Here is a 24,034-nt window from a genome sequence, read left to right on the forward strand (position 1 = left end):
TACTGCGCGGTCGTGCTCGACGTCCATTCGCGCCGCGTCGTCGGCTGGTCGATCGACTCCGGCCAGACCGCCGCACCGGCCACCAACGCGCTCGGGACGGCCATCTCGAACCGGTCCCCACTGTCGGACACGGTGATCCACTCCGACCACGGAGTCCAGGGTGCATTCAACTGGTCGTCGCAACACCCTCTGATGTCGGAGGTGGTCGATCATGGCGGCGGCGGACTGGAGGAAGAAGACCAGCGATGCGCCGGAGGGTGCGCGTCGGCAGTGGCGCGCGGATCGGGCGCTGCGGCCCGCGATGCGCTCGCCCGGGCGGCCTGAGCCTTCGCGGGCGGTGCAGCGGCAGTTCTGGCGGCTGATCGCGACGGGTATCACCTCGGCCGAGGCTGCGGTGGCGGTGGGCGTGTCCGTGCCGGTCGGGATCCGCTGGTTTCGCCACGCTGGTGGCATGCCACCGATCTCGCTTGCCGCGCCTACCGGTCGCTATCTGTCTTTCGAGGAGCGTGAGGAGATAGCGCTGCTGCGCGCAAAGCAGGTCGGCGTGCGTGAGATCGCGCGTGCGATGGGGCGTGACCCCGGGACGATCTCCCGCGAGTTGCGCCGCAACGCGGCTACCCGAGGCGGTAAGCAGGAGTACCGGGCGCTGGTGGCGCAGTGGAAGGCTCAGCAGGCGGCGAAGCGTCCCAAGACGGTGAGGCTTGCGGCAGATGGCCGGTTGCGTGAGTACGTCCAGGAGCGCCTCGCCGGCAATGTCCGCCGGCCGGATGGCACCGTCGTCGTCGGGCCGGAGCCGCCGGCGTGGAAAGGGCTGAACAAGCCGCATCGGCAGGATCGGCGGTGGGCGACCGCGTGGAGTCCGGAGCAGATTTCGCACCGACTGAAGCTCGACTTCCCCGATGATGAGTCCATGCGCATCAGCCACGAGGCGATCTACCAGTCGCTGTTCATCCAGGGCCGTGGCGCACTCGAACGCGAGCTCGTCACCTGCCTGCGAACAGGCCGCGCTCTGCGACAGCCACGGGCTCGAGCGCAGAACCGCCCGCAAGGGCATGTCAGTGCCGACGTCGTGTTCTCCGAGCGGCCCGCCGAAGCCGCTGACCGCGCCGCTCCGGGGCACTGGGAAGGCGACCTGATCATTGGCGCCGGTCGGTCGGCGATCGGCACGATCGTCGAACGCAAGAGCCGCTCGACGCTGTTGGTGCATTTGCCCCGGCTAGAGGGTTGGGGTGAGAACCCGCCCGTCAAGAACGGTCCCGCGTTGGGTGGCTATGGCGCCGTCGCGATGAACGCCGCGCTCATCGCGTCGATGACCGCGCTTCCCGAACAGCTCCGCAAGACGCTCACATGGGACCGCGGCAAAGAACTCTCCGCACATGCCCAGTTCGCGCTCGAGACGGGTACGAAGGTGTTCTTCGCCGACCCCCATTCGCCCTGGCAGCGGCCGACGAACGAGAACACCAACGGGCTGCTGCGCCAGTACTTCCCGAAAGGCACGGACCTCTCCCGCTGGTCCGCCGAGGACCTCGAAGCCGTCGCTCTCGCGCTCAACAACCGACCCCGAAAGAGCCTCGACTGGAAGACTCCAGCCGAGGTCTTCGAGCAACAGCTACGCTCGCTCCAACAACCCGGTGTTGCAACGACCGGTTGAACCCAGGCAGTTCACATCGTGGACTTTCACCAGGCGTGCCAAGGAATCCGGGCTTCTACCCTCGACGGGTTCGATCGGTGACTGCTACGACAATGCCATGATCGAATCGTTCTGGGGACGCGTCCGGACCGAGCTGCTCGACCGTCGACGATGGCGCACCCGCCTCGAGTTGGCCAACGCCCTGTTCGAGTACCTTGAGATGTTCCACAACCGCCGTCGACGCCACACCGCACTCGGCATGCTCACTCCGATCGAGTACGAACTCCGACACGCCAGGATCGCTCCAGTAGCCTGAACTCCGGCAACCCGACTCCGTCAAACGGGGTGAGGATCACCCTGCACCATCGCCGGTGTCGCGGTGACCACGATCGAGACCGACTTCGGCCGGTTGTCGATCATGCTCAACAGGCGCATGCCCCCCGACACGCTCCAGGTCGTCAGCCTCGACCAGTGCGCGCCGGTGATGCTGGAGAAGCCCGGACAGGGGCTCCTGTTCTCTGAGCCGCTGGCCAAGACCGGCTCCAGCGACCGGGCGCAGATCTACGGCGAGATCTCCTTGGAGTATGGGCCGGAGGTGGCCCACGGCAAGATCACCGGCCCGACCGGCGGGGGTGGGGCGTGAAGTTCACCAGCATTCGCTACAAGCAGCTCGTCATCCACGACCTGGGCGTGAGGTTCGTCGACGGTGAGGTCGAGGTGACCGACAAGACCACGATCGAGGCCCTGCGCGGGCTCCCCGCCGAGCTGGGCGTCCGCGCATCCGGCGGTCGTCCGCCGGAGGAGCCCGCACAGGGTTGAGCGGTCAGGACGTCACTCGTGGGTCGGGTTCTGCCGTGAGCAATGCTGTGCGGCAGGCCCGCCCCGTGTCAGCTCGACGTCAGCGAGGTGATGAGTGAGGTGATCTCGGGGGTGATGGCATCGACGGATGCCTGGAGATCGGCGAAGGAGTTTGTGAGGAGGCTGAGGTCCGCGGGGCCGCGGCTGTCTGCCGCAGAAGCGGTGCCTGCGGTGGCCAGGGACAAAGTGGCGGCGGCGACAAGCGTGGTCAACGTCGCGGTGATCCGATGACGAGTGTTCATCGCGTACTCCTCTGTTGGGCCCGCCGTCCTTGGCGGGTAATCGGGTCGGGAGCGGTGCGCACCATCTTGCTCGACCTAATTGCACAGGGTCTACCCGTTGGTCGGAGCACTATCGGGTGAAAGTGGACTGTGGTCCCCCATGCGGCTGTCGGGTGGTGGTCGTCGTGACCGCTCCCGCCTCACTTGGCACCGTGGCCGACGTGCAGGCCCGTGCCGAGGTGCGGTTGACCGCCGAGTAACAGGCCCGCGCGGCGGTGCTGATCGGCGACGCCTCGGCAATCATCCGCGCCCGTGTGCCGGATTTGCCCGATCCGCCGCCCGCGACCGCGCCGGGCGTGATCGCCACGGCGGTGCTGCGTGCGTTGGCGTCCCCGCCGGACGGCAACAAGTCCGAGACGGTGGGCGGCCATTCACGCACGGCCGCGCACGAGGGCGGCGGGCTCTACCTCGCCGAGGACGAGTTGGACTTGCTCCGGCCGTCCGCTCCCGCACCGCGCGGCGCGTTCTCCATCTGGACGGCCTGACCTCGACCGAGCCGCCACAGACGGCAGAGCGCCGGCCCGCTGTACGGGTCCGACGCTTCTCCTTCCCACATCGGCGGCCGTGCGCACCGACTTGAGCGATCCAGCCTCATTCCACCTGATCGGAGCAGCCATTCAGCTACCTCACCGCTTCCTCGTCGTCACCCCCACATCGGTCACCGACGAGTACGACAACCCCACCCCGGACCTGGGCTACGAGCCGGACGCCCCGCGTCGCGTGACGTGGGGCCTGTTCCAGCCGGTCACCTCGACCGAGCCCGCCGAACCCGGCCGCCGACCGGTGGTCACGGCGTGGCGGCTTTCGGCATCGAGCGCTTGGCCGCGCGCGAGCGCATCGAGTGGAAGGGCCGGGTGTTGGAGGTCGAGGGCGAACCCGACCGCTGGGAACCCCGGTTCGGCCACGTCCACTACGAGACCCGACTCCGCCACGTGGAGGGCTCAACGATGGACGCATTCCACGGCTTTCTCCTCGACCGCGATGGTGTGCGCGAGCTGCTGAACTCGGACGGCTTCCAGGATGCGGTGCAGGCCGCGGCCGATCAGGTCGGCGCGGTGGCGCGCGGCGCCGGTCACCGCGCCACCTCGGGTGAGCCGTTGCCGGTCGAGGTCTTCGACGATCCCCGCCACGACCGGGTGGGCGTCACCGTCGCGGTGCACCATCCCGCCGGGGTCGGCATAGAAGCCCGCTACGGCCTGCTCAAGCGCGCGGCCGAGGCCACCGGCCTGGAGGTCGACGGCCTGGACTCAGACGGGCAGCCGTGATCGGACCGCTACCGGTGCCGGTCGATGTGGCCGAACTGGTCGTCCGCGCCCTGCGTCCGCAGTTGGCCGCCCGCCCCGACCCGGTGCTCGCGGGCATCAAGGTGTCCACCCAGGTGGGCACCGGCCCGGACGGCGGCCCACCGTCGCTGCCGTGGCTGCTGATCGCAGAGGACGGCCACACCTGGGCCTGGCCCGCACTTCAGCGCGTGGTGATCCGGCTGACCTGCTGGCACCGCTCCGAGCACGCGGCCAAGGCCGCCGTGGGCCTGGCGTTGGCGCTGCTGTGCCTGCCGACGCCCGCATCGGGCCTGACCGGAGGCGAACCCGTCACCGGCCCCCTCGGCGGGCTCGACCCGCACACCGAGCGTCCGTTGGCTACCGCCGCCGTCGCGGTGCGCGCCCGCTCCACCATCCGCTGAACCCTCGTACCCGCCTCGGGAGGCTGCCCGCCTCCCGGCACCACCTCCAGGAGAGCGGCCCTCCCGCGCCCTCCTGGAGGTCGTCCGCTTGGCCCCGAGTCCCACCCTCGTCCGCGTCCCCGGCACCGGGGAACTGTCCCTCGCCCCACCGGGCACACCCGAACCACCCGAACCCGGCACCGCGCTACCCGCCGCGTGGAGCGGCTTGGGGCTGTCAACCGAGGACGGCGTCACGATCCGCCGTGCGGTGGAGAAGTCCGGCACCACGCACTGGCAGCAGGTCACCCCGGCGCGGTTCATCTACGCCAGCCAGGAGTTCGGCGTCTCCAGCGTCTTCCAGGAGACCAAGGGCATCGTGCTGGGCGCGTACTTCGGCGGGATGGTGTTCGCCGAGACCGCCGCCGGGTCGAAGAAGTACCGCGCCGAGATCAGCAGCGTCCCCAAGGGCGACGAGCGCGCCCTGTGCGTGGACTGGGTCGACCAGATCTCCGCGACCGAGATCTACCACCACCGGCTCTACGTCCCGCGCGCCGAGGTCTCCGAAACCCAGGACGCCCAGTGGACCCGCACCCAAGAGGCGCGCTGGGGCCTGACCTTCGCCGCCCTCGCCCCGATCATCGGCACCACGTTGGCCGTGTGGCTCACCGACGACCCCGCCGTCCTGCCCGCCCCGCCCAACGGCGGCACGCTCGCCATCGAGGAGAACCCCAAGTGAGCAAAACCCAGCGCCGTGAGGCTACCAACCGCCCGGCCGCGCGCAGCGAGCACGCGGTGATGTGGCGCGGCAAACTCTTCACCCTGCCCTCCGCCTCGGAGTTCCCGCTTGCCGCGATCGAGGCCGAGGAGGAGGGCAAGGTCCTGCTGTCGCTGCGGCTGATCCTCGGTGACGAGCAGTACAAGACCTGGCGTCGCCTGGCGACCACGGCCGCCGACGCCGAGCACTTCTCGCAGACGATCATGCGAGGGCTGGGGCGGGGAAACCCGTAGTCGTCGCCCGCCTGCTGGCGGACGACACCACCGCCCACGCCCTCGAAGTCGACCTCCTCCGGCTGGGCCTGGACCTGCTGGACCTCTACCGGGGGCGGCTGTCGTTCCGGCGGTTCTGCGCCGTGGTCGCGCACCTCCCGGCCGATGCCGCCGTATGGCGCGCGACCGGACCCGACACCGGATGGACCCGTGACCAGATCGTCCTGGCCGCATTGGAACGCCGCGTCACGTTGCTGTGGGCCACCATCGCCACCGCTCTGGGCGGCAGAGTGTCCGAGAACGACGTCACCGGTCCACTCGATGGGGTGACCACCACCGCCTCCACCGCACACGCGCGACAGGAAGGAGACGAACCCGAAGTCAGGTCCCTACGTGAAATCGCGCTGTGGATGCGGCAGGGCTAGAGGCCGGTGCCGATGTAAGCGACGCGCTACTCCTGTGCCGCGCGCCCACACGCCGTCCTCGCGTGGCCAATCTCAACCCCGACATGAGTCAGATGGTTGACACACGGGCGGTAGAAGCCATCCTCGCCGGTCTGGCACGCGTCCTCGTGGTTGTTCACAACTTCATAGCCCTCCTCGCGCAAATAGTCGATGCACTCTCCCGCAGTGGCTTGGGCCGGTGCGGCGGCCAACAGCGGGAGGGCTGCGGCGGCGAAGGTGGCGGCGGCCACGCCGACCGCGCGGGCGATACGGAACATCGGTCATCACGTCCTTGATCGTGGAGTCTTGGACCCGGACGACCTGACACTCGCCCGGATCGAGGGGCGGAAACCCTGTGCTGCCAGTGTCCGACGCGACACGCGGCCACGCTCACCGGCAAAGCCCATCGGGAACGCGGCTCACCCGACCGTGCCCTGAATCAGCACAGAGCGCGAACCACCCGCCGTTACCCGAGGGCCAACCTGCTCGGTGGTCCGAGCACTGCCGCCGTGACCGGTGCGTCGGGTGGTGGTCGCACTGGCCGCCGTCGGCCACGCCTACCTCACCACCCTGCCCAGCCTCCAGGGCCTCGGGCGTCACGTCCGCGAGCAGATCAACCAGGCCCAGCGCTGTCAAGTACCGGGTTTGGTGGAGGGTTTGATCACCCGCTCGGTGTCGGTACGGGTGCGGTTGTGTGGTGGTGGTTGGTCTCGTGTTCGACGGGCGGGATCAGACCGAGCTCGCCGTGTAGTCGGCAGTGGTTGTACCAGTCGATGTACTCGGTGACGGCAATTTCGAGGTCGTCGATGCCGCGCCAGGGCCCCTTGTTGCGGACAAGCTCCGCCTTGAAGATCGAGTTGAAGGCTTCCGCGAGGGCGTTGTCGTAGGAATCTCTCTTGCTGCCAACGGATGCGATCGCGCCGGCCTCGGCCAGGCGCTGGGTGTAGCGCACGGCGTGGTATTGCTTGGATTCAACTGGTCGTCGCAACACCCCTGATCGAGAGGTGGAGCGATGGCTGGGCCGAAGCAGAAACGGGTTCGGGCGTACCGCGGGCGGATACCGTCGCCAGGACGCCCGACGGTCGCCTGGCGCGAGGATCGCGTGAGGTTCTGGGCGGCGATCACCGCCGGTGTGCTGACCGACGAGGCGTCGGAGGCGGCCGGCGTGTCGGCTCCGGTCGGTTACCGGTGGTTCCGTCACGCTGGCGGGGTGAACCCGCGACTGTCCACGACGGTCTCCGGCCGCTATCTGTCGTTCGTCGAGCGCGAGGACATCGCGCTGTTGCGCGCCCGGGGCCTGGGCGTGCACGAGATCGCCTGTGGGGTGCCAGAACTCTGCACTGATGTACCGAGCTGCGGCGATCGCGCACGACGTGCTGCAGGAGCACGATCGTGAGCTTCCCCCGGTAGCTCGGAGTCTTTCCAGGCATGGTCCAATAGGGCCTGAAGGGAGCGTCCGTGGCACCACCGAAGAAGTACCCCGACGAGTTGAGGGCACGTGCGGTCCGGTTGTACCGGGAGTCGGACTCCAAGCCGGTGATCCGGCGCCTGGCCGAGCAGCTGGGCGTGCACCCGGAGGCGTTGCGGAACTGGATCCGGCAGGACGAGGCCGACCGCGGCGAGCGGGGACGACCGGTCCACGACCTCCGAGTCGGATGAGCTGCGCAGGTTGCGGCGGGAGAACGCGGAACTGAAGCGCGCCAACAAAATCTTGAAGACCGCGTCCGCGTTTTTCGCGGCGGAACTCGACCCGACCCGGCGACGGTCGTGAAGCTCGTGGAGCAGCTTCGCGGGCGTTTCGGGGTCGAGTTCGTCCTCCGGGTCCTGGGCATCGCCTCGTCCACCTATTACGGCTGGGTGGCCCGACAGGCCGCCCCGTCCCGCCGTGAGCGCGAGGACCGGTCGATCACCGCGGAGATCGTCGACATCCACACCGCCTCCGGCGGCACCTACGGCAGCCCGCGGGTGCACCAAGTACTGCGACGTCGGGGCATCCGCGTGTCGCGCAAGCGGGTCGAGCGGCTGATGCGCCAGGCCGGCCTGCAGGGCGCCTTTCTGCGCAAACAGTGGCGGACCTCGTCAACCAGGCAGGATCCGCAGGCCGCACCGGCGCCCGATCGGGTGAACCGGGACTTCACCGCGCCCGCCCCGGACCGGTTGTGGGTCGCCGACGCGACCCGGATCCGCACCGGCGAGGGCGCCTTCTGGCTCGCGGCCATGCGCGACGCGTTCTCCAACCGGATCGTGGGCTGGAAGACCAGCGACCGCTGCGACACCGACCTCGTGCTCGGCGCTCTGGAATACGCGATCTGGTCCCGCGACGTGCGCGACGGGCAGCTGATCCACCACAGCGACCGCGGGTCGACCCCTGGATTCAATCGGTCGTCGCAACACCTTGATCGTGGAGGTGTCGGATGGGGCGGCCAGCAGGGTGGATGACGACTGTGACGGGGCGTCCGGCGATGAGGTCCCCAGGGCGGCCTCCGATTCGTCGTGATGTGGAGCGTGCGTTCTGGAATGCGATCGCCGAAGGGGTGTCCACTGAGGACGCTGCTGTCGCGTGCGGCGTGTCGGGACCGGTGGGCTGGCGGTGGTTCCGGCAGCGTGGTGGCGTGCCCTCGATCAGTCTCGCCCCACCATCTGGCAGGTATCTGTCGTTCGCCGAGCGCGAGGAGATCGCGCTGCTGAGGGTCCCGGACGTTGGCGTGCGCGAGATCGCCCGCAGGCTGGGGCGATCACCGTCGACGATTTCGCGGGAGTTGCGCCGCAACGCCGCCACCCGCGGTGGTCGGTTGGACTATCGGGCCTCGATCGCGCAGTGGAAGGCCGAACTGATGGCCCGACGCCCGAAGGCCGCCAAGCTCGCAGCCGATGATCGACTCCGCGAGTATGTCCAGGACCGGCTCGCCGGCGCGATCGGCACGCCCGGCGGAGTGGAGGTCGGGCCGATCGCGCGTAAGTGGAACGGCCGCGGCGAACCGCGGCAGGAGGACCGCGAATGGGTGACGGCGTGGAGTCCGGAGCAGATCAGCCGCCGGTTGCCGCTGGACTTCCCCGATGATGAGTCCATGCGGATCTCGCACGAGGCGATCTACCAGGCCCTCTACGTCCAGGGGCGCGGCGCGCTGCGGCGGGAGTTGGTCGCCTGCCTACGGACCGGTCGTGCGCTGCGGGTGCCGCGTGCCCGCGCCCGCCGACGGGCGGGCGGTCACGTCACCGCGGAGGTGATGATCAGCGAGCGTCCCGCCGAGGTCGAGGACCGGGCGGTGCCGGGTCACTGGGAAGGCGATCTGATCATCGGCGCCGACCGGTCGGCCATCGGCACGCTGGTGGAGCGCACGACGCGGTTCACGATGCTGCTGCACCTGCCCCGCATGGAGGGCTTCGGCACCGAACGGCACGTCAAGAACGGTCCCGCGTTGGCCGGTCGCGGCGCCCTGGCGGTGAAGGACGCCATCGCGGCGAGGTTCACGACCATGCCCGACCAGTTGCGGCGGTCGTTGACCTGGGACCGCGGCAAGGAACTGGCCCGGCACGCGCAGCTGCGGATCGATACCGGGCTGGCGGTCTACTTCGCCGACCCGCACAGCCCGTGGCAACACGGCACGAACGAGAACACCAACGGCCTGCTGCGGCCAGTACTTCCCCAAGGGAACCGACCTCTCCCGATGGGACATCGACGAGATCGAGGCCGTCGCCGCCGCACTGAACAGCAGACCCCGCAAGACCCTCGGCTGGAGGACTCCTGCGGAAGCCCTGAACGATCATCTATCCTCGCTCCAACAAGCTGGTGTTGCGACGACCGATTGAATCCAGGCTGTGGTACTCAGTCAGTGACGGCAATGGGGTCGGGGATTGATTCCATGCGGGTGGTTTCGCTGGTATCGCCAACGGTGCTGGCCAAGACACACTCGACGTGCTCGGTGGACAGGCTCAGGGCTAGTCCCGATCCTTCGGGCGTGTGGTTGTACTGCAGCCGAGCCCCGGTCACGGCAGGGAACAATGCTCGCAGTTCTGTCGGCACGTCCTGGGTGGACAACTCGACCAGGGTGGCAAGGTCTTCGACCCCGAGTGGGTCGGTGACCACCAACTCGGCGTCCAGGGTCCAGTCCTTGCCGCTCTTGTTGAAGTCCCCGTCGAAGTAGAAGATCGGCCCATCGGTCTCGGTGGCCGAGCTGAATGCCATCGACGCGCCGACGGTGACCTCATTGCCTGCCACCCATTCCACTCTTGGTGTAATCTCGACGTCCCACTCGTCGATCAGAGTCCGCGCGGAGAACGCGGCCTGCCAGAACTCCCATCCTGAGCCCCGGATCGTGTGGATTGACACGCCACTGATCGTCAGATCGCGCACCAGGTCGGGAAGGTTCACCGTCACCTGCCACTCTTTTCCTGCCCAGTCCAGGACGTTCTGCACCGTGACTTGCTCCACCCATACCCCGTGCTCGGCACATCCCGATCCGTCCGACCACGTGGCGACCAGCACCAACTCGATCTTGCGGCCGCCGATCTCGATCGGAAGGTCGTCGTTGGGTACCACATCGACGATTCCCGGTTGAGTGGCCGGGTGTTGTGTCGGTTTGGGAGTTCGTTTTGTCATCGCCGCATCTCGACCCCTCACCTGCCGCAACACCACTCGTTGTTTGTTCCTGGTCCAGACGACGGGCGTCTTACCGTTCTCCACCAATCCCACAGCCGCTGCGACGTAAAAATCTCCGAAATTGACCTTCTTCCAGTATTTGTCTTCAACCTTCTGTGCCACTGTGACACCAGAATCGAAAAGGATTTTGTATCCAGTGAAGTAATCTTTCAGATCCTTGTTCCCCGAAATCCACCCCCGGTACGTCCGCTCGGCGCGAGCCATCTTTCTCAGGCCAAGTTTTGCGGGGCCACTATTCACACACTCGAGCAGGAAATGTTCGACATGCTCGCGGGGATCGTCCACACGACCCGGCATTCCGACACCGTCGGTCGGTTGCGGGCCGATAACCAGGTTCGCCGGACACCACGTGAGAAGTGCTAGAAACGCGTCCCGTGCGGGTTTATAGTCGTCTGCCTCCTGCGAGTCCACCCCATGGGTGATCCTTTTTCCGGCGATCTCCGCGATTAGTTGGGCCACTGACGGTGAACCCTCTTCCAGAGGGGTGAGTCCTAGATAATCAGCCCGTGCGGCGACTGCCGCCAGGAAGTCCGCAGCTGATTTGTCCGGAATACTTACGACCTTGGTGAAAAAAAGCTCTACGGCCTTGTTCCAGCGATCCCTGAGGATGTTGTAAGCAATGATGTGGTGTCGCGACAACTGAACACCGCCCACCAACTCCACGTTCAGATTGTCAGGATCTCTACTTCTCATCAACTCGGGTGTTTCCAGAAAGTCGGGCCTAAATTCGCGGCGCCCATTCGGTAGCTCAATATCAAGCGTCGGCACGAGACACTCCTCGCTTCCAGGTCCGTCACCGTGACGAACTTCCCACACCACCACAGTCTCGTTACCTCACCATGGCGGCACGTCCACTGCTCGCTGAACTGGAAACATTAATCCGTTCGGGCGTCAATTCACCCAGCGTGAGACAGGAGTTCGGTCGCACAACCGAACGCGGATACCTTCGGTACTGTCTCAAGATCGGCACCTTCTGTGTCGGGTGGCCGGTGACGAGAGGAAACCGAGTCTCAGGTGATAGCGCGGTGGACGGTGTCGAAGAGTTTGCGGTCGAGCAGCGCAGTGCTTCCTTGTGGGTGAACGGAACCTCGAGATGGGCCGGTTCGCGCGAGGATCCTGGCGGCGGCGACGTCCCCATGCCATGCAACAGCGCCCGCGATGCGGCGATCTGCTCGTCGGCGGAGACGGTGTACAGGTCAGGTGCGGACCAGGCCGCGCGGACTTGTGGCGGTGTCCGGTGGTGGGCGGCCGCACCCGGCGCATCCCGCCGATGAGAGTGCTGTCGACGGCCCGCCTGCAAGTCTCGGAAGCAGAGGTGATGTTCCGTGTCGCCCGCTCGGGTGGCTGCGGTGGCCGAACAGATACCGCTGCGGTCTGATGGCTCTCAGGCGACTGTCACCAGCGGACGCCGTTCGGACCGCGACATTTGCTTGCCGTCGACCAGCATCGTCCATCGTGGATGGTGATGTGGAGATGTGTCGGTTGGTGACGTGATCGGGAGGCTGGTATGGCAGGCACGCGTGTGACGGTTCTGGCGGTGCGACTCGCGCTGGATGTCTCGCTGGCGGATGTGCCAGTGGTCGGATCACAGATCCCGCACGATACCGCGTCGGTATCCGGACTGGACCTGATGGTGCTGTCGTCGTCTCAGACGAATCCCGCACAGCAGCAGGCGCTGCGGAGTTTGCTGGACGGGGCGGGGTGGACCGGCGCGGCGTGGCCGGAGTCGGTGTGGAAAGCGACGGTGTCAGTGGGCGCCACACTCAGGGTGACCAATAAGCCGTTCACCGCGTACGTGGCGCTGACGACGTCGAAACAGACCGACACGATGATGCTGTCCGACAGTGCGGGCACCGACCGGGACGACACTCTGCTCCCAGCCCGCCAAGCCGTGCTGGTTGCGGCGGCGGGGACTGGGATGACCGGGTGGGTGGAGGTGGACAAGGCGCTAGGGCCGTTGCGGGTGTCACGGTTGGGAGTCTCCTACCGCGATAAGACGGTGTTCCTGCTGTTGGACGGTTCCCTCACACTGGGCGGGATCGTTCTCGAAACGATGGGGCTGGGAATCGGCGTGAGGGTCGAGTCGCCCTACACCGTGACGGCCACATTGGACGGTCTGGGGATCGCGTTCGAGAAGGGCCCGGTGCGGATCGCAGGCGAGGTGTTGCGCCAAACCCCGCCGTCGCCGGACTGGGATCTGTTGCTGACCGGTGGGCTGGTGGTGTCCACGTCGCGGATCAGTATGGCGGTGGTCGGTGCGTACGCGCACGGGACGAACGGAATGGTGTCGCTGTTCCTGTTCGGGGAAATCGACGGGTTGGCGATCGGGGCGCCGCCGGTGGAGGTACTCGGCCTGTCTGGCGGGTTCGGTTACAACTCCACCGTCACCATTCCAGCGGTGGACCAGATCGCCGACTACGCGCTGGTCGCGGGCTTGACCGACCCGGAGAAGTTCCCGGTGGGTAAAGGGCCGCTCGAGGTGCTGAAGACGCTGACCACGAGTGTGATCACACCCGCGGTCGGGGAGATCTGGTTGGCGGCGGGGCTGCATGTGCGGTGTTTCGAGTTCATCGATGTGAAGGCGCTGTTGATCCTGCAGGTCGGTGAGAATTTCGCGGTGACACTGCTGGGGTTGGCGTCGGCGAGTTTCCCGCCGACCGGGCATGCCTACGCGAAGGCCACGTTGCAGGTGCGCGCGTCCTACCAGGCCTCGACCGGAGAGTTGGCGGTGTTGGGGCAGCTGACCCGGGATTCCTACCTGTTGGACCCGGACTGCCATCTTGAGGGCGGATTCGCGGTGTGCACGTGGGTGTCGCCCTCGCCGCACGCGGGAGACTTCGTGGTCTGTGCGGGCGGCTATCACCCCGATTACGCCAAGCCGGGGCACTATCCGGATGTGCCGCGGATCGGATTCTCCTGGGCGCTGGGCGGCGGCTTGTCGATCGTGGGCGAATGCTATGCGGCGCTGACCCCTTCGGCGTTCATGCTCGGCGCCAGGCTGGACGTCGATTTTCACGCCTCGGTGGTGCACGCGTGGCTGCATGCGCAGATCGACGCGCTCATTCAGTGGGACCCGTTCTCCTTCGAGATCGATATCGGTGTCCGTGCGGGCGCGGAACTGCACATCGGGTTCAACCCGCGGATAGAGCTCGGGGTGGATGTGACGGTGTGGGGTCCGCCGACCGGTGGGATCGCCACCTTCCACCTGCCTATCATCAGCGATGTGTCGGTGAAGTTCGGCGCGTCGAAACCGGCCACCCTGCCCTGGCTCGACTGGTCGGACTTCCACACCCGGGTGCTGGGCAAGCAGACGACGCAGGTGCTGGCGACCGGCGGGGTGCTGCCCGAGCCGCCGACACCCACGGCGGCAGCCGCCACAACGTCACCCTCGGTTGGCGAGGCGGAGGTGAAGCCGTGGCGGGTCAGCGCTGCGGGGTTCTCGTTCATCTCCCAAGCACCGACTCCGGTCACGACGGTGTCCCTGGTGACTCCGGACGGCACCACCACCCCGGTTTCTCTCCACGACCGTGATCCGTTCTCGGTGCGGCCCATGGGCACCCAGCCCGCGAACGCGACCCACACGGTGACGGTGAAACGGAACCCGACCCCGGCCGAGGCGGCAGCGGGGGTGGAGCCGGTGGTGGTGGACCTGCTGGGCGGTATTGACCCGTGGACGGCGGAAGCCGTCTACCAGGACGTGCCGATGAGCTTGTGGGGTCCCGCGCCACCGAGTCCCGGCACCCGACCCGCTACCGACACCGAACTACTGGTCGGGCAGGCGGTGGGTGTGCGGTTGACGGTGCCTGGCCCTGACCCCGGTGATCCTCTCGGGCCGATCGTCGAGACGGTGCTCGAGGTGGACCCGATCGAGGTGGACCCTCGACCGGTCTATGCCCTGTCGGGTTCGCCCGATCCAGATGGTCCCGTGCCTGACCGACCGGGCACGGTCCGCACCGCGATCGCCACCGGTCTGCTCGGCACCGCGAGCACACGGGCCGCGTTGGACACGGCGTTGCGCAAGTGGGGTGTGGCACCGCCACAGCCACGGGAGGGAACGCTGACCGACACGGCCGAGCGGGTTTGGTCCTACCTGCCGTACGACCCCATGACCGCGCCGACCAGGCAGGCGAGGCGATGAGCGACACAGTGGCCGATGCGACGGTCCCTGGCGCGACTCTGCCTGGTGCGGCGGTGCTGGCGACCCATGACGTCACGTTGCACCCGTACTACCTCCCTGCCTTGTCCGCGGGGTCGTACACCATTCAGGTCGAACACCACATCACCGCCACCACCGGCGGCGACGGGACGCTGGATGAGAAGTTGTCCGCTGCCGACCAGCCGGTCCAGGTCACCGCGCCGCGGTTCGGTATCGACCCGCCGACGGTGTATGCGTGCTACCCGCCCGCCGGGAGCAGCGGGGACTACAACACGACGCTGCCGCATCTGACGCTCACCGCCGCGAGCCTGCCCTGGGAACGCCGCATCGACCCCGATCTCCAGGACGATCGCGACGGCGACCCGCAGGCCGAGGTGACGGTTCCCTGGATGACATTGCTGTTGCTGACCGATCAGGACGTTCAAGCCGTACCGCCGAGCACGGACGCCGCGGCACCGACCGATCCTGCCTCGGCCATCCGAACCTGGACCGTCGGTGACGCCTTTTCCCTCCATACCGACAATGTCGCTGTACCAGATCTGGGTGTACTCAGCGAAACCGAGAAACAGACGTCCTGCCGCACAGTCGACGTGCCACTTGCGGCGGTCAAGGACCTGCTGCCCCGGCGGACGGAACTGCCGCTGCTGGCCCACATGCGCCATGTCACCAACCACCCGTCCACCCACAACGACGACCAGTTCCTCCCCGGCCGCTACAGCGTGATGGTCGGCAACCGCCTCGCCCGTGCCCGCGCCGTCACCAACGACGTGGATTCGGTTCAACCCTTCACCGCCGTGCTGGTGTCGCTGGAGGGCTACGGCAATCGAGACTTCCTCGGCGGCGCCGTCAGCACCACGCAGGCGGCCGTGCGGTTGGTGGTGCTGTGGTCCTGGTCGTTCACCTCGATCACCAACCCCTACGGCAGCTTCGCGACCCTGGCACGGAACCTGGCCGAGGAAGCCCACCGAACGGGCTCGATGCTGCAGCTGCCCACTCCGGACAGTCCCAGTGGTCCTGTCGAAGTCGCTGCTTGCTACCGGTTGCGCCGTGGTTATGTCCCCGTCGCGCACGGCGTCGAGGATGGGGACACCACCATTGGCTGGTATCGCGGCCCGTTTACCCCGGTGTGGCCACCATCAGTGCCGCCCTCCGCATCCGGGACTTCCGAACACCACGTCCGAACACGCGCAGGCGAGGTGGCCTCGGCAGCCGGGTCGCTGGTCTACCTGCCCGACATCGGCACATTCGACGTGTCCTTCGCCGCGGCGTTCACGATCGGTCGACTGCTGGTGATGGCCGACCCCGCGCTGGCCGCAGGGTTGTCGCGGCTGCGTGCGGACGCCGTGCGCGCGCTGCACCGGGCCACCGCGGCCACCCACCGCGGCGAGCGGCCTGCCCGGGCGGTGTTCGAGGACATGGTCGCCCGCGACATCGGCAGCGAATTCACCGACAAGCTCAAGGACCTGCACAACCACGACACGGGCGGAACGGACACCGAGACCGCGGTGGGCGGGGTGGGAGAGGTCTTGCGGGTCGCGGTCGCCGCTGTGCTGTCCGGCGTTCCCGACGAACAGCCAGGACGTAGACCCGCCACGTTGCGGGCGTCGATCACCATGGCCCTGGACGAGGTGATCGAGCAACACCGCGCTCGGCTCATGGATGCCGGGCTGGCCCCACACGCGCTGCTGGCCGCGCTGCCCTTCGATCATCTCGTGCCCGACGAGGCGATGCTGCCCGCCGAGAGCATCCGGTTCTTCTACCTCGACCCGTACTGGCTGGACGCGCTGGTCCAGGGCGCCACCAGTATCGGCGCCGCCACCGGACTGGACCAGTACGTCACCGCCAGAGCCGTTGCGAGAGGGTTCACCGAGCCCGAGGCCGGACCGTCGCCGCTGTGCGGGCTGCTGCTGAGGTCGCGGCTGGTGGAGCACTGGCCGAACCTGACCATTGACCCGGGATGCGCCCTGGAGGACGGTGAGCAGATCGGGATGGTCCAGATCCATCCAGCACCAGACATTCTGCTCGTGTTGTTCGATGCAGTTCCCGAGACCGTGACGTTGCGGGAACCACCGCATGCCCTGCACTTCGGCATCGACAGCCCGGTCGACGACAAAGACGGCGGCACCATCAATCTCCGCAGTCCGCAGGACGACTTCACGTTCGGCACCGGCACCTATTCCCTGGGTGAGCCCTTGAACGGTGGTGCGCTGAAGGGGGTGGCCGACCACCTGCGGCCCAACGCTATCCACGGCGCAGGCCAGGTTCTGGACCTGCTGGCGTCAGCGCACCCGGGTGGCGCGGACACCGGACTGGTGGCCGCCCTGGCGAGCACCCTCCATGTTGGACTCGAGGAGATGACCGACATGGTGGTGGCATTGGAACTGCTTGACACCCGCCAGGAACTGACCTTCACCCGCACCGACCCGCAGGAGGACACCCGATGACCGCGACCGCGGATGTGACGCTCGTGCCGGTGTCGGTGGAGGCGTTGGCCGCCAACGAGACCGTGTGCGTGTACGACACGTTCCTGCGGTGCGGTCTGCAGTTCACCCCAGGCGAACGGGCACATCCGCAGCAGCCCCCGTTCACCAATGACCAGCCCATGACCAGCCAGGTCGGGGTACCGAAGACCGATCGGATCGGCGTGTACCTGCACTGGCAGTTGCCTGACGCGGTCTGCCATGCCCGCACCGACTTGACTGACGCCACACAAGACATGCCAGTCGAGTTCCCGCCGGCGCCGGACCGGTGGCTGGTGGTGCGTTATCTGCGGACCACGCCGACTGCGGCGCCGACCGCAGCCGGGTGGCTCGTGCAGTCCAACTACCTCGAACCGCTGGGAGCCCGCGACGGCGCAGACGCCGACCTGGGGACCTCCCCGTACTTGTATGAGGACCAAGCCCGCTACATCGGCCGCAAACACGACCTGTGCACCGACGACTGGCAGGAACCCGCCGAACAGGGCGTGCCCCTGACCGCCGTCGGTCCCGGCGTGCCGACCTTCGCCGCCTACCAGCCCTACAACGAGGACGTGTTCTCCCTGCACGACCCTCTCCTCGACGACGCGGGCACGCCCATCGACGACGGGATGATCAGCTATCTGGTCGTCGGCTGGCACGCCGATGCCCGCGATGACCCGTTGGAGCCCCGCCGAGTCGCGGAGCTGCTGGACTTCTACGACGTGGAACGCAGCCATCCCGGGTCCGACGGGCTGCTGACAGCCGCGTTCACGGCACTAGGCTGGGACCGCCCAACCCCGCGAGCGGTCGGTGACGCGGCCGCTACCGCCGAGCCGATAAGCCGCTGTCTGTACGTCGGCACGGCACTGGGCCTGGTTTGGCAACGACACGACACCGGCGACCACCACGTGCCGCCATCACAGCGGCCACGTTCCCCGATCAGCGATGCCAACATCGGTGTCGGGCATTCCTCGGCGGATGCCCTGGACGCGCTTGTCCGCGACGCTCACGTCACCCCACCCACTGACCGGCCTCGCACGGACCCGCCCGTCGTCGACAGTCCACGGACGCTGCTGACCGCTTTCCACAGCGGCATGCTCGACGTACTCGACACGGCGCTGGACGACGGTATCCAGGCGCTGCGCACGGCGTTGCACCGCGAGTGGTTCAACGACAGCCTCGGCGGCTACTCCTGGCGCCTGGACGCCGGACCCACGACTGACCCGATCAGCGCAGGCGACGACGTGACCTCGGCCCTCGCCGCGCTGAACACGACCCAGCGGCGCCTGGACCAAGCCGTGCGCGAGAAGACATTTCACGCTCGCCGTGCTTACGACCTGTGGTGGATGCAAGGATTGGCTCCCGATCAGCACAAGGACTTCGTCGAGCAAGCCCAGGAATATCTCGACAACACGCTGTTCCCGGCGATCCGCACGGCCAGCGACGAGATCGCCGCACTGACCGTGGACCGCGACAACCAGGTCCGCGCGCTGCGTCCACCTCACAGCTCGGACAACGGCTCATGCACCGCCGCGGTGCTGCGGATGGTGCCTCAAGCCCCGTTCCACGAGGCGGTGGACCCGGTGTCGGTCGTTCGCGGTGCCGGTGTAGCGAATGACCGATTCCTCCCGCGCGCCACGCCATTGCTGTGCCGAGACCCCAGTGAACTGGTCACCCACGCCGAACTGGACGGCAGCGCCATCAGCGCGCCCCCTTACCCACCCGCGCCCGCACACCTCGAGTCGCTGCGACAGATTTTGGCGAATCTGGGCGTGGACTGGGAAGTGGTGACGGGACTGCTGGCCGAGTTCTGGGTCCTGGACACCGCCGCCGCGCAACTGCGTGCAGGCGAGACGCCGACCACCCTGTGCAAGGACTGCACGAAGCCCAACGCGGCCGATCCGTTCGATCCGCACGCGCAACGCTTCATCCCAGCCACTGGTCACCGCGTCGCGGAGTACACCGCCCTGTGGTGCCAACCCTGGTCGCCGATGCGTCTGGACTGGCTGGCCACACTGTGGCAGCTCCCGTTCATCTCCGACCGAGACCCGACCACCTTCGGTGAGAACTGGCGCTTCACCGATGACGGTAGCCTCGAACTGATCTCCCGCCCGGACCCCACAACGGTGACTCAGGCGCCCGTCTCCGGCCGGGTCACGGTGTCCCCGGTGCCGGTGTTCACCCTCCGCAGGCGGATCACCACCCACATCGACACCTATCCCGGCGGTCCCCAAGAGAAGATGTCCGAACTCGGTGACCAGGTCGGGAGCTGGGACATGATCTCCCAATCCCTCGACGGCATGACCGCGTGGCTGGCCCGCCGCAACCCCTTCTTTCCCGATCCGGACTCGCACACCGACCCGCTACCCACCGATGTTCGCCCCACCACCGTGCCCGCTCCCGACGCCCCGCCTGAGCAGCGGTGCCAGCCGGTCCGCGCGGCCGAGTTCGCGTTCACCAGGGTCACGGTCTCCGACCGGTTCGGCCGCTCCATAGAACTGCTTCCGCATGACAACCCGGACAGCTACCGGCCACACCGGGCCGACGGCCTCACCTCCCAAGTCGTATACCCCGATACCGACACCGGGCGGGTGGCGCACCTGCCACCGCGGCTTCCGCAACCCGCCCGCCTGTCGATTGACCTGCTCTCCGCCCACACCACCACTCCCACGGTGCTGGACACCGACGCCGATCCCACCCTGCTGGCCGACACTCCCGTGTGTGCGTGGCTGCTGTTCGGCGCGGGTGAACCGGGTCTGCCCGTCGACCCTCGCACCGATACTCGATCACTGACTGTTTATGGCCCGACAGGTCAGGGCCTGGGCCAGGTCAACATCATCGGCCCCGACAACCGCCGCGCCGTGGGCTGGTCGCCCCTACCTGATTCGTCCCTGACAACCCCGCAGGACCTGTTCAGCGACGCGTTCAGCACCGCCCATCCACACCTGGCCGAGTTCCTCCACGCCCTCGTCGACTCCGACGCCGACGCCTATGCCACCGGCCACGGTGATCGCGACTCGCCCAAACCCCAGCGTACGCACGAACTACTGACCGCGATCGAAAACGCACTGGTCACCATCACCCCCGCCCGTGACGACCAAGAAGAGATCGTCACCCGGCTCGTCGGGCGTCCCCTCGCGCTCGTTCGCGCGCGCCTGCACCTCGACCTCGACGGCCCGCCCCTGGCTGACACCACCTGGGACAACGCCCTGACAGAACCTGACCCGACCAGCCATGGGTTGTGGCGGCTGCGGTGGAATGTGCAACTCGGCGATCATCTCAACACCGCGGACGGCCTCGTCGGCTACTTCACCACCGTCGGTCCAGACCCCACAACACCCACCGACTACGAGCATCTGTGCGTCGACACCACCCCCGCGGGCGAACCGACGTACTTGCGGCGGGTCACCGACGGCAGCGCCCTCGCGGTGCCCGCGCGCCCTGTCCGGGCCATCGACCCGGACCCGGACCCCGACCCCGACCGCTACCGGTACCTCACACTGCTGATCGACCCGTGGGCAGCGGTACACGCCCGAACCGACATCCTCCCGGAGACGACACTGCGCCTGCCCGAAACCACCGTGGGCGATGTCCTACGACGGTTGCGCCTGGGTATCCGCACCGGTCCCGTGCTGGCCGCCACACGCACCCCACAACCCCACCTCACCGTCGGCACCACCCCGCGGGAAGAACCGCATGAGGCGGTGGTGCTGCCCGCCGCGACCGAACCACATCGCACCGGACGCCTCGCCCAATGGGCGCAGCGCAGCGGCGATGGCTGGACAACGCTGCCGATCGCCGCCGCCGACCCGCTCGCACACCTTCCGGGCACCCGACCGACAGCTCGCACCGGATTCGTCGACCTCGTCCCGATCGTCGACCCATCCGCTCACGCCGATCAGGAGACATCATGACCGCGACCGATTCGCAGCCCCTCGCTTTCGCCGCGGCGCCGACAGTCCTGCTCGACACGCCCGCCGGACCGCTCGTCTGCGCCTGTCCCGGCCGTCCACCCACCGCCGGAGCCCTCCGGGTGACCCTCGTCAACGACCGCGACACCCCCTTCGTCTGCACGGGCCTGACCCTCACCTTCCCGATCGGCGCGGCCTCCACCGCGTTGACCGACCGCGCCGAAGACCTTCGGGTCCACCCGCCGCGCGGGTGGACCGCCCGCCATGATCCACACGGCGAGATCACCGCGCTCCCGCACAGCCCCGCAGAACTCCCGGCCGGGCATACGCTCAGCCTCACCGTCGAGGGCATCCGCGTCCGCGAGCCCGGCATCACCCGTGTCCACCTTCACGCCGACGGCCACCACCCCGACGCCGCGCCCTCCCGGCACACCACCACGCATCTGATCCGCAAGGACGCTTCTCAGGCAATCCTGTCCTCACTGGTCGCCGACCCACCCGCAGTCGAACGAGGCGGGGACACCACGCTCAAGTGGCAGGTGGCTGCGGGCACTGATCCCCGGTTCGACCTGCGCGCCGCGACCACGGACCTCGAGGTCACCGAACAAACGGGACTGGAGAGAACCGGCGACTCCTACAGCTTCCCCATCAAGCCGCAGGGCGGCCTGACCCAGAACACCGCGTTCCTGCTCACAGCCCATCCCGCTGGTGGTCAACCGGACGACCACGCGGTCACGTTGGTCACCGTCACTCGAGGCGATATCGATGCGGGCAACCTGTCGGTGAACGGCACCGCCCGGATACTGACCACTCCCACGGCCTACACCCTGAATCCTGCCACCCACGAGCAGTCGATACCCGTCTCCACCGATGGGTTCCTCGCCGCCACAGTCCACACAGGAATGAACGGCGAGGCCGCCACCCTCGATATCAACCTCTGCCCGCTCGGCGACGAACCGATCTTCACCTACACCCTGGCCACTGCCGACGGCAGCGTCGATGAGAACGTCCTCGTCCCCGTTCCCGCCGACACCACCATCGACCTCACCCTGACCGGCGACTACCAACCCTCGGCCACGGCAACGTGGTTCCCCCTCGGCCACGGCACGTCCCAGGGCCGCGAGGCCCAGTCATGACCCGCCCCGACGTGACCGCGTTGACCCACACGATCACCATCGACCCGCCCGCGCCGCAAGTCAGTGACAGCACCGAGAGCCTCGTCACGCTCACCGCGATGATGCAGAACAAGACCGACCAGGCCATCCAGTTCACCTCGATCACGATCACACTGCCCGTCGGCGACGACGAGACCGACCTGACCGCGGAGAACCAACTCGGGGCCATCGCGCTCACCTACGACACAGGTTCAACCCGCTGGACACACAGTTGGAGCAAGGGCGTGGTCACCCTCACCCCGCCCCGAGCCGCGCCGCGGTTCCCCGCACGGAGATCGATCACCGTCACCCTCGGCGAGATCCACGTCAACCACCACACGGGAAAAGCCACCGTGACCGTCACCGAACACACCCCCACCGGTGACCACCCCGTGCCCGTGGACATCGAGAAAATTCCCGCGAGCACCGCCTTCGGCGACCTCACCCCCGACCTGCCCGTCGTGGACGCGGGCGCCCAAGCGCACCTGACCTGGACCGCACGGATGCCCGCGGCTGTCACGCACTACGCCGCGACCCTGAGCTGGGACACCGACCTCGAGCATCGCAGCGAGACCGTCACCACCGACCACTCCTACACCGATCGTCCACACCGCGACACCACCTACCTGCTCACCGCAGACATCACCGACACCGGCTGCATCACCACCCACCCCGCCCTGTCCACCTTCGTCACCGTCGCCCGCCCACACCTCAACGTCACCGACTGCACCGTACGCGGCGCGGCGCGAGTCCTGGGCATCCGCGAACGACAGGACATCCATCAGAAATTCGCGCCCGGACAGATCGCGCCGCCCGTCACCCGCACCGCGGGCACCGACGGCCTGCTGTCGATCATCCTTGCCACCTCCGGACCCGGTCGGCCATCCGTCGGCGTCACGCTCACCGCCCCCGATAGAACCTGCCTGTTCATCACGACAGCGACCGCGCGCTCCGGACCAGGCGACTCCGCGCCCTGCCTGACCGTACCTGTCCCCGCGGGCGCCACCATCACCGTCACCGACACCGGTACCGCCTCCGACTACTCGCTGAGCCTGGACTGGCGGCCACTGGGCACCGGCATCCTCACACCCAGCCAACAACTGGACCGATCGGAGCGGACATGACCACCCCGGACCCGAACGCGACAGCCGCCTTCGTGATGCCCATCGACGGCCCCAAGCAGCCAGCAACGGCCTACTTCGTCACCGACGACGGATACGTCGACCGCTGGTTCCAGGACAACCACGGAACCATCACCAAAACAAGCAGCCACTATCACCCCTACCCACCAAGACCAGACGTGATCGAAGAACTCTGGGTCGACTTCGCCAACCACAAACTCGCCGGGGTATGCGCCGCCTACAACCGCGCGGCACACCCCCAATTCATCGTTGACTCCACCACCGTCATCTACCCCGACCCCAACCTTCCCATCCTCCGCACCTCAACCATTCAGTGGTTCGACAGCGGAGGATCAGTATCCGAGAACCCTCGGACACAAGCCCTCACCGCCGAATTCCCAGCACTCAAGGACCTGGCCGGACCGCAACTCGCCGTCACCGCGGCCGCCGACACCCCCGTACCCAACACGACCATCCTGTTCTCCGGCGACACCTATCGCTGCGCGATCTCCCACTCACCTCAGATCGGAGATCCCCAAACCCTCACGGACGGCGGTGGCAGCACTTTCACCGTTCACTGCGCCTTCCTCGGCGCCGACAACGTCATCCGTGTCAGCGACGGCACCACCTGGCGCACCTGCACAATCACCGGAACCGGGACGAAACAAACCCTCACAGTCACCCCCTACCCACCCTGGTCCACATCGTGAC

Annotated in this window: 22 protein-coding genes and 3 pseudogenes; 21 read left to right on the forward strand and 4 right to left on the reverse strand. The window is 67.6% G+C overall.

The genetic code is table 11. The annotated features are described in order from the left end of the window. From ABD223_RS33715 to ABD223_RS33735, 5 genes are all read left to right on the forward strand, one after another. Nucleotides 1-324: DDE-type integrase/transposase/recombinase (locus ABD223_RS33715; RefSeq protein ID WP_344040775.1), on the forward strand; the 324-nt coding region annotated here is incomplete at its 5' end. Further along, nucleotides 212-1,651: an IS30 family transposase gene (locus ABD223_RS33720; protein ID WP_425564063.1), complete on the forward strand. Its 1,440-nt coding sequence runs from the start codon at nt 212-214 to the stop codon at nt 1,649-1,651. The genes ABD223_RS33715 and ABD223_RS33720, both read left to right, overlap by 113 nt. Beyond that, the gene (locus ABD223_RS33725) at nt 1,632-1,946 is read left to right on the forward strand and encodes an integrase core domain-containing protein (RefSeq protein WP_344040776.1); all 315 of its coding nucleotides are present in this window, start codon (nt 1,632-1,634) and stop codon (nt 1,944-1,946) included. Before ABD223_RS33720 ends, ABD223_RS33725 begins: the two co-directional genes overlap by 20 nt. Before the next feature lie 63 nt (nt 1,947-2,009). Next, complete coding sequence (locus ABD223_RS33730) at nt 2,010-2,273, forward strand: SU10 major capsid protein (protein ID WP_344040777.1); 264 nt, start codon at nt 2,010-2,012, stop codon at nt 2,271-2,273. After that, nucleotides 2,270-2,449: a hypothetical protein gene (locus ABD223_RS33735; protein WP_344040778.1), complete on the forward strand. Its 180-nt coding sequence runs from the start codon at nt 2,270-2,272 to the stop codon at nt 2,447-2,449. Before ABD223_RS33730 ends, ABD223_RS33735 begins: the two co-directional genes overlap by 4 nt. Nucleotides 2,450-2,517: 68 nt before the next feature. On the opposite strand, the gene ABD223_RS33740 is transcribed toward ABD223_RS33735, so the two are convergent. Continuing rightward, nucleotides 2,518-2,730 (reverse strand): hypothetical protein, encoded by a 213-nt coding sequence (locus ABD223_RS33740; protein ID WP_344040779.1) that lies wholly within the window; start codon nt 2,728-2,730, stop codon nt 2,518-2,520. Nucleotides 2,731-2,984: 254 nt separating this feature from the next. Between ABD223_RS33740 and ABD223_RS33745 the strand changes: the two genes are divergently transcribed. The 6 genes from ABD223_RS33745 to ABD223_RS33770 all read left to right on the forward strand — a co-directional run bounded on the left by ABD223_RS33745 (nt 2,985) and on the right by ABD223_RS33770 (nt 5,844). Beyond that, nucleotides 2,985-3,254, forward strand: a complete 270-nt coding sequence (locus ABD223_RS33745; RefSeq protein WP_344040780.1) for a hypothetical protein — start codon at nt 2,985-2,987, stop codon at nt 3,252-3,254. Nucleotides 3,255-3,563: 309 nt separating this feature from the next. Next, nucleotides 3,564-4,034: a hypothetical protein gene (locus ABD223_RS33750; protein WP_344040781.1), complete on the forward strand. Its 471-nt coding sequence runs from the start codon at nt 3,564-3,566 to the stop codon at nt 4,032-4,034. Further along, entirely contained in the window at nt 4,031-4,453 is a 423-nt protein-coding gene (locus ABD223_RS33755; RefSeq protein ID WP_344040783.1) for a hypothetical protein, read from the forward strand. Before ABD223_RS33750 ends, ABD223_RS33755 begins: the two co-directional genes overlap by 4 nt. Before the next feature lie 88 nt (nt 4,454-4,541). Further along, on the forward strand, nt 4,542-5,168 hold the full coding sequence (locus tag ABD223_RS33760) for a phage tail tube protein (protein ID WP_465269837.1): 627 nt from the start codon (nt 4,542-4,544) through the stop codon (nt 5,166-5,168). Continuing rightward, nucleotides 5,165-5,440 (forward strand): hypothetical protein, encoded by a 276-nt coding sequence (locus tag ABD223_RS33765; protein ID WP_344040785.1) that lies wholly within the window; start codon nt 5,165-5,167, stop codon nt 5,438-5,440. Before ABD223_RS33760 ends, ABD223_RS33765 begins: the two co-directional genes overlap by 4 nt. Nucleotides 5,441-5,562: 122 nt before the next feature. Continuing rightward, nucleotides 5,563-5,844, forward strand: a complete 282-nt coding sequence (locus ABD223_RS33770; RefSeq protein WP_344040786.1) for a hypothetical protein — start codon at nt 5,563-5,565, stop codon at nt 5,842-5,844. Between the two features lie 26 nt (nt 5,845-5,870). On the opposite strand, the gene ABD223_RS33775 is transcribed toward ABD223_RS33770, so the two are convergent. Together ABD223_RS33775 and ABD223_RS33780 are read right to left on the reverse strand one after the other, a co-directional pair. After that, entirely contained in the window at nt 5,871-6,140 is a 270-nt protein-coding gene (locus ABD223_RS33775) for a hypothetical protein (RefSeq protein ID WP_344040787.1), read from the reverse strand. Nucleotides 6,141-6,523: 383 nt separating this feature from the next. After that, a complete protein-coding gene (locus ABD223_RS33780) occupies nt 6,524-6,814 on the reverse strand; it encodes an integrase core domain-containing protein (RefSeq protein ID WP_344040788.1) in 291 nt (96 codons plus the stop codon). Between the two features lie 60 nt (nt 6,815-6,874). Between ABD223_RS33780 and ABD223_RS33785 the strand changes: the two are divergent. The 4 genes and pseudogenes from ABD223_RS33785 to ABD223_RS33800 all read left to right on the forward strand — a co-directional run. After that, nucleotides 6,875-7,180 (forward strand): annotated as a pseudogene (locus tag ABD223_RS33785) (helix-turn-helix domain-containing protein); the annotation flags it as partial. A 140-nt stretch (nt 7,181-7,320) separates the two neighbouring features. Then, nucleotides 7,321-7,521, forward strand: coding sequence for a transposase (locus tag ABD223_RS33790; RefSeq protein ID WP_344040789.1), 201 nt, complete (start codon nt 7,321-7,323; stop codon nt 7,519-7,521). Between the two features lie 81 nt (nt 7,522-7,602). Next, nucleotides 7,603-8,301: pseudogene (locus ABD223_RS33795) on the forward strand (IS3 family transposase); the annotation flags it as partial. Further along, nucleotides 8,298-9,672: pseudogene (locus tag ABD223_RS33800) on the forward strand (IS30 family transposase). The pseudogenes ABD223_RS33795 and ABD223_RS33800, both read left to right, overlap by 4 nt. Before the next feature lie 16 nt (nt 9,673-9,688). On the opposite strand, the gene ABD223_RS33805 reads toward ABD223_RS33800, so the two are convergent. Then, complete coding sequence (locus ABD223_RS33805) at nt 9,689-11,290, reverse strand: hypothetical protein (protein WP_344040790.1); 1,602 nt, start codon at nt 11,288-11,290, stop codon at nt 9,689-9,691. A gap of 739 nt (nt 11,291-12,029) precedes the next feature. On the opposite strand from ABD223_RS33805, the gene ABD223_RS33810 reads away from it, so the two are divergent. Genes ABD223_RS33810 through ABD223_RS33835 form a run of 6 tightly spaced genes read left to right on the forward strand, consistent with a single transcriptional unit; the run spans nt 12,030 to nt 24,033 of the window. Then, nucleotides 12,030-14,660 (forward strand): DUF6603 domain-containing protein, encoded by a 2,631-nt coding sequence (locus ABD223_RS33810; RefSeq protein ID WP_344040791.1) that lies wholly within the window; start codon nt 12,030-12,032, stop codon nt 14,658-14,660. Beyond that, nucleotides 14,657-17,122, forward strand: a complete 2,466-nt coding sequence (locus ABD223_RS33815; protein ID WP_344040792.1) for a hypothetical protein — start codon at nt 14,657-14,659, stop codon at nt 17,120-17,122. Before ABD223_RS33810 ends, ABD223_RS33815 begins: the two co-directional genes overlap by 4 nt. Further along, complete coding sequence (locus tag ABD223_RS33820; protein WP_344040793.1) at nt 17,119-21,051, forward strand: hypothetical protein; 3,933 nt, start codon at nt 17,119-17,121, stop codon at nt 21,049-21,051. Before ABD223_RS33815 ends, ABD223_RS33820 begins: the two co-directional genes overlap by 4 nt. After that, nucleotides 21,048-22,184 carry a hypothetical protein gene (locus ABD223_RS33825; RefSeq protein WP_344040794.1) on the forward strand — a complete coding sequence of 379 codons (1,137 nt, stop codon included), beginning with the start codon at nt 21,048-21,050 and terminating at the stop codon, nt 22,182-22,184. Before ABD223_RS33820 ends, ABD223_RS33825 begins: the two co-directional genes overlap by 4 nt. Continuing rightward, nucleotides 22,181-23,326 carry a hypothetical protein gene (locus tag ABD223_RS33830; protein WP_344040795.1) on the forward strand — a complete coding sequence of 382 codons (1,146 nt, stop codon included), beginning with the start codon at nt 22,181-22,183 and terminating at the stop codon, nt 23,324-23,326. The genes ABD223_RS33825 and ABD223_RS33830 overlap by 4 nt, the downstream gene beginning before the upstream one ends. Further along, nucleotides 23,323-24,033 carry a hypothetical protein gene (locus tag ABD223_RS33835; RefSeq protein WP_344040796.1) on the forward strand — a complete coding sequence of 237 codons (711 nt, stop codon included), beginning with the start codon at nt 23,323-23,325 and terminating at the stop codon, nt 24,031-24,033. Before ABD223_RS33830 ends, ABD223_RS33835 begins: the two co-directional genes overlap by 4 nt. Nucleotide 24,034 lies beyond the last annotated feature (1 nt).

Origin of the sequence: Saccharothrix xinjiangensis, assembly GCF_039527585.1 — a bacterium.
Lineage (GTDB): Bacteria > Actinomycetota > Actinomycetes > Mycobacteriales > Pseudonocardiaceae > Actinosynnema > Actinosynnema xinjiangensis.